Raw genomic sequence first — 16,174 nt, 5'->3', positions numbered from 1 at the left:
ATTGTTACATTCTTTTCCAAAACCCCTTATTTTAAAGGACATAACCCCGAAACTTTCTCAAACAAAACACCCAAACTCAAACCCAAATACGCCCAAAATCCCAAATTCCACCAAATTCCAGCACGACTCGACAACAACTCACCCCCGACTCGGCAGGAAAACCCCTTAAAAGAGTGGAATATTCTCTCATCCGGCAGAATCAGAAGATTGAGAGGGGCAGATTCGGACCTGTCCCCGCCCCCTGAACCGGAAAGGCACCCATACAGGCGCTTGCTGGTGATTCATGCGGTTTGACTTTGGGGTGTAACACAGACCGAACGCCCTTCCTTAAATAGAGAGTAACAGGCTTGTCATGATTGGTCTGCCGTGTAGACCGCCATTTAAGTACGGGATCAGGGTCATCGCTGCCTCCGGCTTCCCGTGCCTTCCCCCGCCCTTCGGGTCAGGTCGCAATGCCTGGCAGTTTGTTGGCGTCGGCGGCTTCGTGGCAGTGGTCGATGAAGGCCTGAATTGTGCGCGACACATGGGCGGCGCGGGACATGGCGATGCCCAGTTGCAGGGGGGGGATGTCTGTTTCCAGCGGAATGAACTTTAGCGACATCCCATCCATCGAGGTTTCAGACACAGTGCGCATGTTCGAAATGCCAAAGCCGAACCCGTTGGCCACCAGACTGCGCTGGATGGCGATCTCCGAAGTGCGCTCGGAAATGCGGGGGCGGTGTTCTAGGTTGCGAAACAGCGACAGGAAATAATCCGCGCTATGGGGCATATCCAGCAGCACCATATCATGATCCACCAGATCGGCAGCGGTCACCGCGCGCCGCCCTGCCAGCGGATGGGCCACATCCACCATCACATAAGGCGGCAGGCTGCGCAGGGGCTGGAAATCAATATCGCTGTTCAGGGACAGATCATAGGTCAGCGCCACGTCGATCCGCGCCGAACCCAGCGCGTCGAATATTTGCGCCTGATCCAGCTCGACCTGACTGAAATTCACATTGGCGTATTTGTCTTCAAAGCTGCGGCGCAACTGGGGCACCAAAAGCTGTACAAAGGTCCGCATACAGCCCACCCGCAGGGAACCGCGCACACTGCCGGTATAAATGTTCGCCATATCGTTCAGCTTGTCGGCTTGGGCCAGAATGGCGCGGGCCTGTTCGATGAACCGCTCCCCCGTGGGGGTCAGCATGGACCCCTGCGCGTGGCGGCGGATAAACAGTTGCACGCCGAACCCCGCTTCCAGCTGGGCAATCGCCGAGGACAGGGACGGTGCCGTGACATTCACCTTTTCTGATGCCAGCGCGATACTGCCCGCCTCTCCAACGGCGATAAAGTATTCCAGTTGTCGCAGCGTGAACCTAAGGGGCATCATGAAACCTTAACCTTCGTTACTCTGTTGACGTGGGGCTTTGTAGGGCGTGTGGCACACCCCTTTAAAGAACAGCTATTCGTCCCCTGGAACACCATAAGAGGGTGCCTCGCGCGGGTCCAGAGCACGGGTCACATAGTCCGCCATCTGCGGTTCATAAACCGCCCAAGCGGATTCCAGCGCTGCGATCGGGCAATCCATAGTCCAGTCGATGCGCAATTCTGCCAGCGGCCAGCTTTGGGCATCCACCAGCAACAGGCCCGCCGAATGTACAGGACCGGATTCGCCCCCTGCATCCAATCCTGCCCGCAAAGCATTAAGCAAACGTTGACCCAGATGCCCGCGCGAGGCCCCGAAGGATTGCACCATCACCTCGGGCACGCCAGCATCTGACAACAGGTTGCCCGCCGCAGCGGTGTCACGGCCTTGGGCTTCGGACCACATGCCCAAAACCTGTGACCCCGAATAGATCGCGCTTTGCCCCGAACGTCCCACCGCCAACACCTGACGATAGGCCATAAAGCTGCCACTGCGTTCAAGGATCGACAAAGCCTCGGACGGGCTGGCACCCCGTTCCATCAGGTCCAGCGCATGAGGACCAAGCCGCGGATCGGTGATGTTTTGCGTCGCCACCGCACCCACACCCGCACGGGCAAAAGAACAACGCGCCGCCACCGCAGGGGACGAGGACGAAATAGCCACCCCGAACATGCCTGAATCAGGACAGTGGCCAATGATCGAAAAAGTCATAAGAACTCCTCAGGCGCGGGGCGCCATTCTTTACGGTGTATAGTCTATAGTCGGGTGATCAATCAGGGATCACAGCCGTTGCGTCGATTTCCACCAGCCATTCAGGGCGCGCCAGAGCAACCACAACCAAACCAGTACACACAGGATGCACCCCTTTGATATAAGACCCCATTGTGCGGTAGACCGCCTCGCGGTGGCGCACATCGGTCAGGTAAACCACCAGCTTGGTAACATGGCCCATCTCACCGCCGCATTCTTCGACCAATTGGCGAATGTTGGACATCACTTTATGGGTCTGTTCAACCGGATCGCTGCTTTGGATGTTTTCCGCCGTATCCAGATCTTGCGGGCACTGACCGCGCAGGAAAATCGTGGTGCCGCCTTTGGCGACAACAGCTTGCGACAGGTCATTGTCGATATTCTGTTCTGGGTAGGTGTCTTTGGTATTGAACTTGCGATGACGAAGATGTGCCATGGATACGGTCTTTCGTTAAGGTTGTGGCTACGCCCGAATGGGATTCTCGGGCAGGGTTATAAGGTGCAGAAAACTGCGGTGCCGTGACAGTCATGTAAGCCGCGCGAAGTGTCGATCCACTAGCGGGGCGCGGCGGTTAATCTGTGGGGCGTTTTGGGCTGTCACTATATGTATACGTCTTTCTTACAGCATCACGCGCTGGGGCGGGTGGCAATCATGGCAGGGCGTGTTTCAAAATCCGCCTGCCACGCCGCAAGCGCGCCGCGCCCGTTACGCCAATCAAAATCCGGAAACCGGAAATCCAGCCAGCCAAGCGCGCAGGCACAACTGATCGCGCCAATGTCATGGCACTCTGGCTCTGGCAGATCCGCCGCCATGGCGTCCAACCCGTCGGCCAGCTTTTCAAACTGCTTTTCAATCCAAAGCGGCCATTGCTGTGCTTCAGGCCGCACCAAGGTTTCGTAGCGGATCAACAACGCCGCATCCAACACCCCATCCGCCAAGGCCTGCCGCCGCAGGGCGGTCCAGCGCAGTGGCCCCGAAACAGGGAAAAGCCCGCCCTGCGCTTGTGCGTCCAGATATTCACAAATCACCCGACTGTCATACAGCTTGGTGCCGTCATCAGCCAATGCAGCAGGCACTTTGGCCAACGGATTATGGGCCTTGATCCGCGCGTCCCGCTCTACAGGATGGGCGGCGCTGTCCAGAATTTCGATGCTGCTTTCAAGCCCCAACTCATGGGCCACAACCATCACCTTGCGCACAAACGGCGATGCAGACCCCCAATATAGCGACAGCTTCATTGCACATCCTCCTGCGTGTTTAAAACAATCTTGCCAAAGTTCTGCCCGCTTTCCAGCAGGGTATGGGCCGCCGCAGCCTCGGCCAGCGGCAAGGTCAGCGACATCACAGGGCGCACAGCATCAGCGCCGATCAGCGGCAACAAATGCTGGCGCACATCACCCGCGATCCCTGCTTTTTCAGCATCACTTTTGGGCCGCAAGGTTGAGGAACTGAGCCACAACCCCTTGCGCATCACCAGCCCCAGATCAACAGGCGCGATCATCCCCGCCATAAAGGACAGGCCGATGTGCCGCCCGCCATCTGCCATACAGGCCAGATGTTTGTTCACCATTTCACCGCCCAGAATATCCAGCACCACATCCACACCGCGATTGTCGGTCAGGCGCAGAACCTCGGCGGTTAAATCAGCGGTGCGGTAATCAATAACCTGAACCCCCATAGCGGCCAGTCGGGCGCATTTTTCCGCGCCGCCCGCCGTGACGATCACCTCTGCCCCCCAAGAAACAGCCAGTTGCAGCGCCAGCGTGCCGATGCCACTGGCCCCACCTTGGATCAACACACGGTCTCCCGATTTCAGCCCACCGCGATCAAACAAATTATGCCAGATGGTGAACAGACCTTCGGGCAGCACGGCTGCTTCTTGCGGGGTTAAACCCGCAGGGATCGGCAGGCATTGATCCGCCTTGGCAATCACATATTCTGCATAGCCCCCCGCCTTGACCAGCGCCATCACCGACGCGCCTTGCAACGCAGCATCAACACCCGCCCCAATCGCGGTGATCTGGCCCGAAACCTCTAGCCCCAGAATATCCGATACATCTGGCGGCGCAGGCAGCGCGCCGGAACGTTGCATAATATCGGGACGATTGACCCCTGCGGCTGCGGTGCGGATCAGCACCTCTCCCGCGCCGGGGGTCGGGATCGGTCGCTCGACAAGTTGCAAAACTTCAGGGCCGCCAGCAGAACCGGCAATCACGGCACGCATGGTTTGGGTCATGCCGCAGCCTCTTCTTTTGCATAGATCGCAGGGCCTTGTTCGGGCAGGGCGATGGAAACAGCCGTGCCAACAGGCAGCGCCTCGGCGGCGGGAACCCGCAACATCACCCGCCCACCCTCGGCGGTGGGGCAATCCAGATGCATTTCGGCGTAACTGCCCTGATAGACCGACAGAGCAACCGTGGCCGGAATAGCGCCGTCTTGACCCGCCGCAGACAGGCGGCATTGCTCTGGGCGCACAAACAAGGTCACAGGACCAGCGGCAGGTAATTCATCCTGATAGGTGGTCAGCGGCAAACGGGTTTCCCCCACATTCAGGCTTACCTTCTTACCGTCCGTTTCGACCAAAGTCGCGGAAAACAGGTTTGCATCCCCCACAAAGGTGGACACAAAATGGTTCTGCGGACTGTCATAGATTTCAGTCGGGCTGCCGATCTGGCGAATCCGCCCGCGCGACATCACCGCGATCCGGTCCGACATGCTTAGCGCTTCGCTTTGGTCATGGGTCACAAAAACCGTGGTCAGGCCAAGCCGTGACTGGATCTCTTTCAACTCGACCTGCATGGCGGTGCGCAGATTGCGATCCAGCGCGGAAAACGGCTCGTCCAGCAACAACACACGGGGGCGGATCACCAGCGCACGGGCCAAAGCCACCCGCTGTTGCTGCCCCCCCGATAACTGGCGGGGGCGTCGATCCGCGAAATCCTCCAGCTTGACCAGCGCCAGCGTTTCACGCACACGCTCTGCAATTTCCGCCTTTGGAACCCGCCGCGTGCGCAGCCCGTAAGCCACATTCTGCGCCACGCTCATATGAGGAAACAGCGCATAATTCTGAAACACGATGCCAATTTCACGCTGATGGGGCGGCACTTGGGTGACCAATTCGCTGTTGATGAACAACTCCCCTGAATCCGCCTCTAGGAAGCCTGCGATCAGGTTCAGCAAAGTGGTTTTGCCACAGCCCGAAGGGCCAAGCAGGGTCAGAAACTCCCCTTTGCGGATTTTCAGTGACACAGGCTCCAGTGCGGTAACGCCGGAAAAAGACTTGGAAACACCGTCAATCTGAACGGAGGGGCGCGCATCGTTTTGCGACGGGATGGGGGGGATCTCACTCAACATTGAGCACCTTTTCAAGACGGAAGAATTTATGGACGATCAGCAGCAACACCGCGACCACCAGCACATAGATGACAGACACCGCAGCCAGCGTCGGATCGGCATATTCGCGCACATAATTATACATCGCCACCGGCAGGGTCTGGGTGCGTTGGTTGACCACAAACAGCGATGCGGTGAATTCATTGAACGACAGGATCGCGGCAAACAGCGCCCCAGAAACCAGCCCCGGCACCAACAACGGCAGGGTAATCGTCACCAGCACATGCAGCGGTGACGCCCCCAGACTTTCCGCCGCCTGCTCATAGCGCCGTTCAAAATTCTGCAACGACACATAGACAGAGCGCACCACAAACGGCAGCACGATGATCACATGCACGGCAATCACCAGCCAGATCGTGCGCGGCAATGATGCCGAAGTGGACAGGATCAACAGCCCCAGCCCGATGGTAAAGTTCGGAATGATCAGCGGCGACATCAGCACGCCGTTCAACAGCCCCTTTAGCGCGAAATCATAGCGGTCCATCACATAGGCAAAACCCGCCCCTGCAATGATCGCAATGCTCGCCCCGATGGCGGCAATTTTCAGGGAATTGACCAGCCCCGCGCCGAAATCGCGGTATTCAAACACATTGGCATACCAGCGCAGCGACCAGCTTTTGGGCGGAAAGGACAGGATCGCGCTGTCATTGAATGACGCAATCAGCACCACAAAAAACGGCAACAGCACAAAGCCAAGGATCAGGGTCAGCAAAATGCGTCCGCTCCAGTCCAGCACATGGTCGAGAGTTGATTTTTTCATGATCAATGGGCTCCGATTTTTTCAAGGCGACGAATGCCCGTGTTGAAAATGGCCAGCACGGCGATGGTGAACAGCAGTCCGACCAGTGACAGGGATGCGGCCAGCGGAAAGTTGAACGAAGCAAAGCCGACCTGATACACTAGGGTCGAAATCGTCTGCACCTTACCGCCGCCAATCATCTGGGGCGTGGCAAAGGCCGAAAACGTCCATGCAAACGCCGTTGATGTGGCCGCCACAATTCCGGGGATCGACAGGGGCAGCGTCACGGTTGCAAACACCACAACCCGCCCCGCCCCAAGCGAGGTCGCCGCCCGTTCAAGGTTGCGATCAATATGCGACAGGGCCGCGGCCAGCATCACCACCACAATCGGCAGGGTAAAATGCACCAGCGCAATCACCACGCCGGTCATGGTGAACATGAAATTAATCGGCTGGTCGATCAGCCCGATCTGTTTCAACGCTGTATTCACAAAGCCTCGATTGCCCAGCACGATCATCCACGAATAGGTGCGCACGATTTCCCCCAGAAACAGCGGGGTCAGGGAAATTAACAGGATCGCACTGCGCAGCTTTGCCGACTGGGCCCGCACCATCGCATAGGCCAGCGGATAGCCGATCAGCAGGGTAAACAGCGCCGTCCAGAAACACAGCAGCACCGTGTTCAGAAAGGCTTGGCCATAGACCAGCTTCCAAAGGGTGGTGAAATTATCCAGTGTCAGACCGCCAGGATCAAGCGAGCCTGGCACATAGGCGCGCAGGCTGTATTGCACGATGGCCAGAAAAGAGACGGCAATCCCAAAGGCGATCAGGATCGACGGAGAGGCAAACCAGCCAAGGAAGGGGCGTTTCGACATGGGGCAGGTCTGCTCCGTTAAAGGGGTTTCCCGGCAGCAAAGCCGCCGGGATCAGTCAGGACGGGATCAGGCTCAGTTGCCGGAAATCATGTTTTCCGAAAACCACTGACGCCATTCAGCCGTTTTCTCGGCGCGCAATTCATGCGGAATGATCAGCGTTTGGCTTTCCCACTGTTCAGCAGTGGTGAAAATACCGGGCAGCACGGCAATTTCCGCAGGAAGCACGGCGTTCGACACAACAGGGCTGCCTTTTTTGATCTGTGCAATCTTGGCCTGCACTTCGGGATCAAGGGCCGCATTGATAAATTTATACGCCAGTTCCTGTTTGTCAGACCCCGCCGTGATACCCATAGTATCCACACCCAGAACAGCACCTTCAGACGGGATCGCCAGTTGCACGTCCAGCCCCTCGGACTGCATGTGATAGGCGTTCATGGACAGCATAATCTGCACCGGCGTTTCACCTGTCGACAACAACTGCTGCGAGTTGGCGTCATTGGTGTAAAACGCTTTGAAGTTCGGCTTCAGCGCCAACAATTTGTCAGACGCGTCTTTCCAGTTCTCGATTTCAACACCTTCCAGCTTGGACGCCACTGCGATGATGTGGGACGGATCAAAATCAGGCGCGGCAATCATGCCCTTCAGCTCTGGCGACCAAAGATCATTCCAACTGTCAAAGGTGATGCCTTCAGGCACCGCATCAGGCAAATAGCCGATGGTATAGACATAGGCCCATGCCCCGATATGCGACGGGCTGATGATCGCCTGATCCACAAGGTTAACCGCATTTGGGATCTTGGACATGTCCAACTCTTCGAACAGCCCGTCATTGTGATACAGCCAGCCGATGTGGGATGTGGTGAAGGTCACGTCACTTTCAGGTGCATCACGGTTCAGTTTGGCTTGGTTCAGACGGTCGATGGTGCCGCCTGTGATGAATTCAACTTCCACACCTGTTTCTTCGGTGAATTTTGTGGCGATGGCTTCGTCGATCAGATCGCGAAAGCTGCCGCCCCAGCTGCTGACGACAAGAGTTTCGGCAAATGCGGCGGGGGCAAACATGCCCAAAGCCGCTGCGGTCAAAAGAAGACGTTTCATTTTGGAATTCCCGTTGGTTGAGGTTTTGTGATGCGGCATTTTTCTAAACGCTCGCCGCTTTGAGCCGGACCTTGAAAGCCGGTCCGTTTGATCTTCCGGTCTGGACGCGGTGTCGCCTTGCGGAAAATTCGAAACAGCCACGTGGCTGTGAACACACAAACATCCGAACCCGTTGAAAAAGCCCTGCTCCGCGCTTGGACATCTCTGCACCAAAGGGTCTTTTGGCCAGCCGCTGCTGCCAGCCGCCCTGCCGAAAACCACCGATGTTTTGGTCCCAAGTTCGAATCATGTCTTTCTCTCGTCCGTCCGTTCATTTGCTGTGTCTTGCTCCAAAGAGTGCCTCAGATGGGCAACATTGGATAATCGCAAATTCCAACTCACTACAAAGGTTTTACCATTTTAACGTGGTTAACCTTATGTTATTTAACACAAAAAACCATATTTCAGCCGCACTGCGGAACCCACCGCAACAGACAATGGCACGGGAATGCTCAATCCCCGTGCACACTGCCTAATAGCCGTGCAGTCGTGAAACCTGATTGATCAGCGCCCCGCCGGACTGCACTGCCTTGATGTTCGCCGCAATCTGCGGCGCTGCAGATTTGGGCAGCGCAACCGATGCCAGATGCGGCGTAATCAGCACACCGGGCAGCGTCCAAAGCGGATGATCCGGCGCCAGCGGCTCGGTTTCAAAAACATCAAGCGTGGCCCCCGACAGATGCCCAGATTGCAGAGCCGCGACCAGCGCATCCTCGTCCACGACCTCTCCGCGTGACGCATTTATAAACGCCGCCCCCGGTTTCATCGCAGCAAAAGCAGCCCCGTCCAGACGCCTGCGGGTATTGGGCGTCAACGGCAACATGCTGACCACAATATCCGCCTGCCCCAGCAGATTTTCCAGCGCATCATCGCCGCAATGCACCGTCACCCCTGCCAGATCGCGGGGCCGCGTTGCCCAGCCGTGGGTGTCAAACCCTTGCCGCGCCACTTCGGTTGCAGCCAACCCACCCAGTTCGCCCAGCCCCAGCACCGCCACAGAAATTTCACTGGCCGCACGGGGATGGCGATAGGCCCATTCCCGCCGCGCTTGCGCCGCTTCGAAATGGGGAATTTCACGGGCATGGCGCAGGGTGGCAAACAGCACAAACCCCGCCATCATCTTACCCATTTCAGGGTCCGACAGACGCGTGATTGGCACATCCGGCAAATCGCCCCGCGCCACCAGCCGATCCACCCCTGCCCCCAGATTGATCACCAGCTCCAGATTGGGAAAACGGTCGAAAAACCCCTCTGGCGGCATCCAGACCAGCGCAAACCGCACCGTGTCGGGATCCGTCACCGCATCGGCATTTTCGATCCGCACATCATCGTCCAGATGGGGGGCCAGCGCATCGCGCCATGTTTCAAACGGATCAGGCCCGCTGTAAAAAACCAAAGTATCGGTCATGCTGCGGGCTCTGCGATTAAGGACTGCATCGCCGCCAGCCCCAGCAAATAACCCTGCAACCCCAAACCCGCAATCACACCCGTTGCCGCTTTGGAAATATAGGAATGGCTGCGAAAGGCTTCACGCTTCCAGATATTGCTCATGTGGCATTCAATGATCGGGCCGTCAAAAGCCAGCAGCGCATCCAGAATAGCGATGGATGTATAGGTCAGCCCCGCCGCATTAATCAGCAAACCGTCACAGCTTAATCGCGCCTCTTGAATCCAGTCGATCAACACGCCTTCATGGTTGGATTGGCGAAACTCCAGCGCAAATCCCAACTCTTTGGCACGCGCCACACAGGCCGCTTCGATTTGGGGAAAACTATCCGCCCCATAGGTGCCTTTGGGGTCTAACCCGTAAAGATTGGCGTTCGGGCCGTTCAGAAACATGACGGTTTTCATGAAATTATCCTTATTGATGATCGAAAATTCCGTCCCACACCAGCGCGGGCATGGAACGGTCAGTCTTGGGTCGGCCAAGCAGCGGCACGACCCCTAGTTGGGTCATTTTTCTTTTTGGTAAGCCACATAATTACGCTGCACCCCGATATGGGTGGCAATGTATTTCGCGTCATACCAAGACCCGTAAATAAACGAAGACGCGCGGTTCGTCAGTTCGGGCAGCCCCAGAAAATACACACCTGTTTCCGCAGAAATCCCGCGTTTGTGAAACGGCATACCTTTGTCATCAAAAGCATCCACATCCAGCCAGCTGAAATCAAACTTGAACCCCGTCGCCCAAATGATCGTGCCCACCTGCGCCTCTTTCAGGTCCAGTTCCAAAATCGGGTCGGTCACACAGCTTGGGTCAGGCTGGATATCCCACGCCTCTGGCTCTGGTGGCAGGTCAATGCCGTTGCGCTCCACATAGGCATCCGCCTCGCGCAGAACATCCAGATAGGCGATATCACCCTCTTTGATGTTTTCAGCCAGATCATTCGCAAAGCTGAGCACACCGTCCTTATAGGACTGGGTAATCCCCAGAACCGTGACCCCTTGATGGCCCATATTGCGAAAATCAATGGTTTTGCCACCGTCATAGCCACTGACCGCAAAGGCCACGTGCTTTTTCTTGGCTTGGGTTTTGATTTCATCCCACTTGCCCAGAACACCCAGCCACCACACGTAATCCCGATCGCGGTAAGACCGTGGGGGGCGGTAGTGTTCGCCAATGGACAGATAGACCTTGCGACCCGCGCGCATCAATTCTTCGGCAATCTGCGAACCCGATGCACCCCCGCCCACAACCAGAACCGCACCTTCGGCCAGTTGATCGGGGTTCTTATAGTTGGACGAATGGATTTGGGTGATGCTGGACTCCTCGGGCACGATATTTGGAAAGGCCGGAACCTGAAACGGCCCAGTCGCTGCCACAACCCGCTGTGCTTCGATCTCGCCTTGGGATGTCTTGGCAATAAATCCGGGGCGCCCTGCACATCGTTGAACCGATTTCACTTCCACATTGGTGCGCACGGGGGCCTTAATCATCTTGGCGTAATCTTCAAAATACTGCGCCATCCGTTCCTTCGGCGGAAAGGTTTCAGGCGCCACATCATCAAATTCAAGACCGGGAAAACGGTCGTGCCACGCAGGGCCGTTGGCCACAAGGGAGTCCCATCGCTCCGATCTCCACCGCTCGGCGATGCGATTGCGCTCAAGCACAAGATGGGGAATCCCCATATCCGTCAAATGCTCGCTCATCGCAATTCCGGCCTGCCCGCCGCCAACAATTAGCGTGTCCGTTTTTTCGGCTGTCATATTCAAGTCCTAGGTTTGGGTGTCACATCCAAGGGATCCGGTCGCCCCACATCACAAGGTTTGCGCGCGGGCACCAGCATGGCTGATCTGAAACATATCTGTGCCAAAACTGCGCGTAACGCTGCCAAGAAGAAAGAAGAATTTTCCGTGGTAGAGAATAGGCAAAACTCGCGTCAAGCCATTCTGAAGCCGCGCAAAGGCACGGTTTTTCCACACAGCGCACCGAAAAACGATCCCCGCTAGACCCGAGTTTTTACCGTTTGGATTTTAAAAAATAAGCCTGCGAACAGAACAGCTTACCCGTTCAGAACCGCCAATAGGGATTGATGCAATTCAGGCGTTGCAGCCGCAACAACCGCCCCGTCAGACGACAGATCCAGCGGATTGCCCTGCCAATCTGTCATAATCCCCCCCGCCGCCGAGATCACAGACGTCAGCGCCAGATAGTCATAGGGTTTCAGATCATAATCCACCACCGCATCAATATGCCCCGCCGCCAACAGCGCATGGGGGTAGCAATCATACCCGAACCGCCGCGTCTTCCCCGCCTTCAGCAACCGAGACAGCCGATCAGGGTGCTCTGCGATCAGCTTTTCACCCTCGTTAATATAAAGCGTACAGTCGTCAATTTCGCGTTGGCCTGAAACATTGATCGGCTCGCCATTACAGGTTGCCCCCTGACCGGGCGAACCACAATACAACTCATCCAGCATCGGCATGGAAATAATCCCCGCCACAGGCAGACCGTTTTGCACATAAGCCAACAGCATCCCAAACAGCGGATTGCCCGAGATAAACGAGCGGGTTCCGTCAATCGGGTCAATCACCCAAAGATTGCCATCCAGCCCACCGTCCACGCCGCTTTCTTCACCAAAAATCCCGTCCATCGGGTATTTGGCGGCGATAGCCTGCTTCAGCTCTTGTTCAATCCGCTGGTCAATGACGGTTACAGGACTTTCGTCCTCTTTGAACTCCACAGCATTATGCTGACGAAAATAGGTGCGGGCTGTCTGGCCAGCAGCCTGCGCAAAGACTGCGCCGTCTGCCAGAATTTGACGCAGACAAATGTCGCCTGACGCGGGGGCGGATGGGGGGGCGGTCGGGGTGGTCATAGCTGGTCTCCTGATCGGGCAAGGCAATTGCGTCGGGGCAACGCCGCTTGCTGCCTTGTGGCTTAGATAACGACGGTCGTATTGGTAGTTTCAAACGGGGCAATCTGGTCAGGTCTCGCCTGACTGTCCGTGACCAGTGTGTCGATCTGCGCGGGTTCACAAAACCGCACACGGCTGGTTTCACCCAGCTTGCTGCGATCACACAAAAGCACCGTTTCACGGGCCTGCGCAACCATGGCGCGGGCCACCTCGGCCTCTTTGAATTCAAACGAAAAAGCACCCTCGGCGGCGTCTACGGCCACAGGTGCGATGAACACCTGATCCACATTGAACCGTGCAATTTCCGACAGGGTCATTTCACCATAGGTCGCAGGCACATCCGATACAATCTGCCCGCCCAGCAGGATCAGATCAATGTCAGACCCCGCCGCGCGGATGGTCTGGGCGATGTCAATGGAATTGGTCACCACCATGATCCCCGACAACTTGGCCAGCACCTCGCCGAACACAGTGGTCGTCGTCCCCGCGTCCACCATAATTGAAGAGCCCACAGAAATCAGTGAAACCGCCTTGCGCGCAATATCCTGTTTGGCACGGTGATGGGCACCCTTGCGGGTTTCAAACGGCGCTTCGCTTTCGCGGTGCGGCAGCACTGCCCCGCCGTGGACACGATCCACCAAGCCGCCGCGCTCCAACTCCAGCAGATCGCGGCGCACCGTTTCGCGTGATACATTCAGCAAATCCGCCAGTTCATTCGCGCTGACCTGCCGGCTGCTTTGCAACAGGGTCAAAATCCGTTGATGGCGTTCCTGTGACCACATGTTCAGCCCCCCACAACCACTTTGGGGGACCGTGACATCAGCTTAAGCCCCAGTTTCATCACGCCCAAGGCCAGACAGACCACCGCCATAACGCAAGTGGAAAACGCTGCCGCCTGTGATGTAAGCCCCGCATCATCCAGACGCATGATCGTCACCGCCGCCACATCCAGCTTGGCCGTGGTCAAAAACACCACCGCAGACAGCGTCACCATGGACCGCATGAACAAAAAGAAGAACACCGCAATCAGCATGGGCGCCACAAACGGGGCCACCACAGTCACCGCCGTTCGGCCATACCCCGCGCCAAGCGTGCTTGCGGCTTCCTCTAACGCAGTGGGAAACTGGCGAAACCCTGTCATCACCGTCAAAAACGCCTGTGTGTGATAGTGATAGAAATTGATCACCGCGATCAGCGTCGCCGTACCATACAGCAGATACAACGGCGTCGCAGTGGAATTGAACGTCAGGATATAGGCCAGCCCCAACACAATGCCCGGCACCGCCGCAGGCATCGCCGCCAGAACCTGAACGGCCTGCGCAATCCCGCCTGAAAGTTTGCGCAGACCCAAAGCCATGATGAAAATCAACACAGTCCCCCCTGCCGCCGCGCCCAGTGAAATGGCGATGGTGATCCAAAGCGAGGCATAGCCCCCCGCCAATGTGATATCAAAATGTTTAAAGGTCAGGTCGTGGTTATAAGGCCATAGCTTGACGAAACTGGCATAGATCACCACGCCGATCACCGACAGGATCATTGCCACCACCGCAAAACAAGCCACCGCCATCGGAATATCGCGGTTGGGGTAAAAGCTCGGCACGAACTTTTGCACATTGGTCGCATGCCGCCCCTGTTGGCGCTTCATGGATTGGCGTTCAATATAATAGGAAATCACAGTTGGCAGCAGCAGCATAATGCCCACAACCGCCCCCATGTTAAAATTCCGCAAACCAATCACTTGGGTGTAAATTTCCGTGGCCAGCACCGAATAATCCCCCCCAATCACAGCCGCATTGCCAAAATCGGTTATGGTGATGATAAACACCACAAAAGCACTGTTCAGCAGGGCGAAAAAGATTGCAGGCAGGGTCAGGTCACGGAACTGGCGCATCGGCTTTGCGCCCATCACCTCGGCCGCTTCATAGGTGCGGGCATCGAGCAGTACCAAAGACGCGCCGATGATCATCACCGCTTGTGGCAAAGCATAAAGCGTGTTGGCGATCAGCAGTCCCCAAAACCCGTAAATATCCAACTCCATCCCGATGGCGCGGCTGACCAACCCGTTGCGCCCCAACAGAAAAATCAGCCCCAGCGCCTGCACCAAAGACGGCGCGAGCAGCGGCAAAACGATCACGCCACGGATCAGCCATTTGCCGCGAAACGCACAGCGGTGCAACCCGTGGGCGATGATGAACCCCAGAAAAACACTGACCACCGTGGTGGCAACGCCCATAGTCATGGAATGTTGCGTGGCCCGCCAGAACCCTTTGGACGACAACACCTCGGCGTAATTTCCCAGCCCGTAAGACCCATCGGGCACCGTCAGGGATCGTAAAAATACTACCCCCATCGGATAGAGGAAAAACAGCGTCAGGCCGATCAGCGGGATCGCAATACAGGCCGCCGCCAGCAGCTTGTCACTGTCCAGCCAAAACCCCTTTTTCACTGCGGCTCTTTGGGATGTTGCGACGCTCATTCAGACACCTCGGTGCCGTCATTGGCCACCCAAATGCAATCAGACGGCACAATCTGCAACGAAACCTTTTGGCCCTCTTTGACCCCAAGCGCGCCGTGGGACTCCACCACCAAATCCCCCAAAACACTGTCCAGTTTATACCGCGTCAGATTGCCCAGAAACCCGACCGAGCGCACTGTCGCCGCCCCGTCAGCATCCGCCATAAGCCCGATCTTTTCGGGGCGGATACAGGCATCAAACTGATCATCGGGCGCATCTGGACGGCCTGCCAGCAGCGCGGGCATTTCACGGCGCATCACCTCGGTTGAAACCAGATTGCTGACCCCCATGAAATCCGCCACAAACCGTGTTGCTGGGCGGTGGTACAGGTCTTCGGGCGTGCCCGCCTGCACCACAACACCGTGATTCATACAGATGATTTTATCCGCCAGCGCCAGCGCCTCTTCCTGATCGTGGGTCACCATCAGGGTCGGAATTTTTAACGTGCGTTGCAACTGTTTGATTTCATCGCGCAAACTGCCGCGCACTTTGGCATCGAGCGCAGACAGGGGCTCATCCAGCAACAAAACCCGTGGATCAACCGCAATCGCACGGGCCAGCGCAATGCGTTGCTGCTGCCCACCAGACAACTGCCCCGGAAACTTGTCTGCCAGATGGGGCAGCTTCACGATCTCCAGCAATTCCGCCACCCGCGCGCTGATCTGTGTGGGCGGGGCATTGCGGATTTTCAGCCCGTAGCCGATGTTTTCCGCCACCGTCATACTGGGGAACAGGGAATAGGATTGAAACACGATGCCAAAGCCCCGCTGGCGGGCAGGCAGATCGGTTAAAACTTCATTTTCCAGTGAAACCGTGCCGGAATCAATATCCGTCAAACCCGCAATCAGCCGCAACAACGTGGTCTTGCCACAGCCACTTGGCCCCAGCAGGCAGACGAATTCGCCTTGTTCGATTGAAATAGAAACATCGTCCAACGCGGTGAAAGTGCCAAACCGCTTGGTTACGTTGCTGACGGTAAGATACATGACCGCATGCCT

General features: G+C 56.9%; 18 protein-coding genes. 2 read left to right on the top strand and 16 right to left on the bottom strand.

The genetic code is table 11. The features are described 5' to 3' along the window. On the top strand, positions 1–294 hold a 294-nt coding region (locus GGE09_RS19855), incomplete at its 5' end, for a hypothetical protein (RefSeq protein WP_309747936.1). Between the two features lie 148 nt (positions 295–442). Here GGE09_RS19855 and GGE09_RS19850 read toward each other — a convergent pair. The 12 genes from GGE09_RS19850 to GGE09_RS19795 all read right to left on the bottom strand — a co-directional run bounded on the left by GGE09_RS19850 (position 443) and on the right by GGE09_RS19795 (position 11,510). After that, a complete protein-coding gene (locus GGE09_RS19850) occupies positions 443–1,372 on the bottom strand; it encodes a LysR family transcriptional regulator (RefSeq protein WP_309747935.1) in 930 nt (309 codons plus the stop codon). A gap of 72 nt (positions 1,373–1,444) precedes the next feature. Further along, positions 1,445–2,119: a DUF1028 domain-containing protein gene (locus GGE09_RS19845; protein ID WP_309747934.1), complete on the bottom strand. Its 675-nt coding sequence runs from the start codon at positions 2,117–2,119 to the stop codon at positions 1,445–1,447. Positions 2,120–2,177: 58 nt separating this feature from the next. Further along, positions 2,178–2,594: a RidA family protein gene (locus GGE09_RS19840; protein WP_309747933.1), complete on the bottom strand. Its 417-nt coding sequence runs from the start codon at positions 2,592–2,594 to the stop codon at positions 2,178–2,180. A gap of 191 nt (positions 2,595–2,785) precedes the next feature. Next, on the bottom strand, positions 2,786–3,397 hold the full coding sequence (locus tag GGE09_RS19835; protein WP_309747932.1) for a glutathione S-transferase N-terminal domain-containing protein: 612 nt from the start codon (positions 3,395–3,397) through the stop codon (positions 2,786–2,788). Continuing rightward, positions 3,394–4,395 (bottom strand): NAD(P)H-quinone oxidoreductase, encoded by a 1,002-nt coding sequence (locus GGE09_RS19830; protein ID WP_309747931.1) that lies wholly within the window; start codon positions 4,393–4,395, stop codon positions 3,394–3,396. The genes GGE09_RS19835 and GGE09_RS19830 overlap by 4 nt, the downstream gene beginning before the upstream one ends. Next, entirely contained in the window at positions 4,392–5,510 is a 1,119-nt protein-coding gene (locus GGE09_RS19825) for an ABC transporter ATP-binding protein (protein ID WP_309747930.1), read from the bottom strand. Before GGE09_RS19825 ends, GGE09_RS19830 begins: the two co-directional genes overlap by 4 nt. Beyond that, positions 5,503–6,312 carry an ABC transporter permease gene (locus GGE09_RS19820; protein WP_309747929.1) on the bottom strand — a complete coding sequence of 270 codons (810 nt, stop codon included), beginning with the start codon at positions 6,310–6,312 and terminating at the stop codon, positions 5,503–5,505. Before GGE09_RS19820 ends, GGE09_RS19825 begins: the two co-directional genes overlap by 8 nt. Positions 6,313–6,314: 2 nt before the next feature. Continuing rightward, on the bottom strand, positions 6,315–7,166 hold the full coding sequence (locus GGE09_RS19815; RefSeq protein ID WP_309747928.1) for an ABC transporter permease: 852 nt from the start codon (positions 7,164–7,166) through the stop codon (positions 6,315–6,317). 72 nt (positions 7,167–7,238) lie between these two features. Continuing rightward, a complete protein-coding gene (locus GGE09_RS19810) occupies positions 7,239–8,264 on the bottom strand; it encodes a polyamine ABC transporter substrate-binding protein (protein ID WP_309747927.1) in 1,026 nt (341 codons plus the stop codon). A gap of 511 nt (positions 8,265–8,775) precedes the next feature. Then, positions 8,776–9,711 carry a glyoxylate/hydroxypyruvate reductase A gene (locus GGE09_RS19805; protein ID WP_309747926.1) on the bottom strand — a complete coding sequence of 312 codons (936 nt, stop codon included), beginning with the start codon at positions 9,709–9,711 and terminating at the stop codon, positions 8,776–8,778. Then, positions 9,708–10,154, bottom strand: coding sequence for a type II 3-dehydroquinate dehydratase (locus GGE09_RS19800; protein WP_309747925.1), 447 nt, complete (start codon positions 10,152–10,154; stop codon positions 9,708–9,710). Before GGE09_RS19800 ends, GGE09_RS19805 begins: the two co-directional genes overlap by 4 nt. 102 nt (positions 10,155–10,256) lie before the next feature. Then, entirely contained in the window at positions 10,257–11,510 is a 1,254-nt protein-coding gene (locus tag GGE09_RS19795) for an NAD(P)/FAD-dependent oxidoreductase (RefSeq protein WP_309747924.1), read from the bottom strand. 78 nt (positions 11,511–11,588) lie between these two features. On the opposite strand from GGE09_RS19795, the gene GGE09_RS19790 reads away from it, so the two are divergent. Further along, a complete protein-coding gene (locus tag GGE09_RS19790; protein ID WP_309747923.1) occupies positions 11,589–11,753 on the top strand; it encodes a hypothetical protein in 165 nt (54 codons plus the stop codon). Between the two features lie 53 nt (positions 11,754–11,806). Here GGE09_RS19790 and GGE09_RS19785 read toward each other — a convergent pair whose 3' ends face one another. From GGE09_RS19785 to GGE09_RS19770, 4 genes are all read right to left on the bottom strand, one after another. Continuing rightward, the gene (locus GGE09_RS19785; protein ID WP_309747922.1) at positions 11,807–12,622 is read right to left on the bottom strand and encodes an inositol monophosphatase family protein; all 816 of its coding nucleotides are present in this window, start codon (positions 12,620–12,622) and stop codon (positions 11,807–11,809) included. A 62-nt stretch (positions 12,623–12,684) separates the two neighbouring features. Next, positions 12,685–13,443 (bottom strand): DeoR/GlpR family DNA-binding transcription regulator, encoded by a 759-nt coding sequence (locus GGE09_RS19780; protein WP_309747921.1) that lies wholly within the window; start codon positions 13,441–13,443, stop codon positions 12,685–12,687. Positions 13,444–13,445: 2 nt separating this feature from the next. Beyond that, a complete protein-coding gene (locus tag GGE09_RS19775) occupies positions 13,446–15,137 on the bottom strand; it encodes an ABC transporter permease subunit (RefSeq protein ID WP_309747920.1) in 1,692 nt (563 codons plus the stop codon). Beyond that, positions 15,134–16,162: an ABC transporter ATP-binding protein gene (locus GGE09_RS19770; RefSeq protein ID WP_309747919.1), complete on the bottom strand. Its 1,029-nt coding sequence runs from the start codon at positions 16,160–16,162 to the stop codon at positions 15,134–15,136. Before GGE09_RS19770 ends, GGE09_RS19775 begins: the two co-directional genes overlap by 4 nt. Positions 16,163–16,174: the final 12 nt, after the last annotated feature.

It is taken from the genome of Roseobacter sp. N2S (genome assembly GCF_031454055.1).
Taxonomy (GTDB): domain Bacteria; phylum Pseudomonadota; class Alphaproteobacteria; order Rhodobacterales; family Rhodobacteraceae; genus Amylibacter.
This window is presented reverse-complemented; position numbering and strand designations above follow the sequence as displayed.

Excerpts from the sequence above, each read along its gene's own strand:
- GGE09_RS19775 (WP_309747920.1), bottom strand. The coding sequence starts at position 15,137 with ATGAGCGTCGCAACATCCCAAAGAGCCGCAGTGAAAAAGGGGTTTTGG.
- GGE09_RS19770 (WP_309747919.1), bottom strand. The coding sequence starts at position 16,162 with ATGTATCTTACCGTCAGCAACGTAACCAAGCGGTTTGGCACTTTCACC.
- GGE09_RS19810 (WP_309747927.1), bottom strand. The coding sequence starts at position 8,264 with ATGAAACGTCTTCTTTTGACCGCAGCGGCTTTGGGCATGTTTGCCCCC.
- GGE09_RS19790 (WP_309747923.1), top strand. The coding sequence starts at position 11,589 with ATGGCTGATCTGAAACATATCTGTGCCAAAACTGCGCGTAACGCTGCC.
- GGE09_RS19785 (WP_309747922.1), bottom strand. The coding sequence starts at position 12,622 with ATGACCACCCCGACCGCCCCCCCATCCGCCCCCGCGTCAGGCGACATT.
- GGE09_RS19830 (WP_309747931.1), bottom strand. The coding sequence starts at position 4,395 with ATGACCCAAACCATGCGTGCCGTGATTGCCGGTTCTGCTGGCGGCCCT.
- GGE09_RS19820 (WP_309747929.1), bottom strand. The coding sequence starts at position 6,312 with ATGAAAAAATCAACTCTCGACCATGTGCTGGACTGGAGCGGACGCATT.
- GGE09_RS19800 (WP_309747925.1), bottom strand. The coding sequence starts at position 10,154 with ATGAAAACCGTCATGTTTCTGAACGGCCCGAACGCCAATCTTTACGGG.
- GGE09_RS19805 (WP_309747926.1), bottom strand. The coding sequence starts at position 9,711 with ATGACCGATACTTTGGTTTTTTACAGCGGGCCTGATCCGTTTGAAACA.
- GGE09_RS19840 (WP_309747933.1), bottom strand. The coding sequence starts at position 2,594 with ATGGCACATCTTCGTCATCGCAAGTTCAATACCAAAGACACCTACCCA.
- GGE09_RS19835 (WP_309747932.1), bottom strand. The coding sequence starts at position 3,397 with ATGAAGCTGTCGCTATATTGGGGGTCTGCATCGCCGTTTGTGCGCAAG.
- GGE09_RS19845 (WP_309747934.1), bottom strand. The coding sequence starts at position 2,119 with ATGACTTTTTCGATCATTGGCCACTGTCCTGATTCAGGCATGTTCGGG.
- GGE09_RS19780 (WP_309747921.1), bottom strand. The coding sequence starts at position 13,443 with ATGTGGTCACAGGAACGCCATCAACGGATTTTGACCCTGTTGCAAAGC.
- GGE09_RS19850 (WP_309747935.1), bottom strand. The coding sequence starts at position 1,372 with ATGATGCCCCTTAGGTTCACGCTGCGACAACTGGAATACTTTATCGCC.
- GGE09_RS19815 (WP_309747928.1), bottom strand. The coding sequence starts at position 7,166 with ATGTCGAAACGCCCCTTCCTTGGCTGGTTTGCCTCTCCGTCGATCCTG.
- GGE09_RS19795 (WP_309747924.1), bottom strand. The coding sequence starts at position 11,510 with ATGACAGCCGAAAAAACGGACACGCTAATTGTTGGCGGCGGGCAGGCC.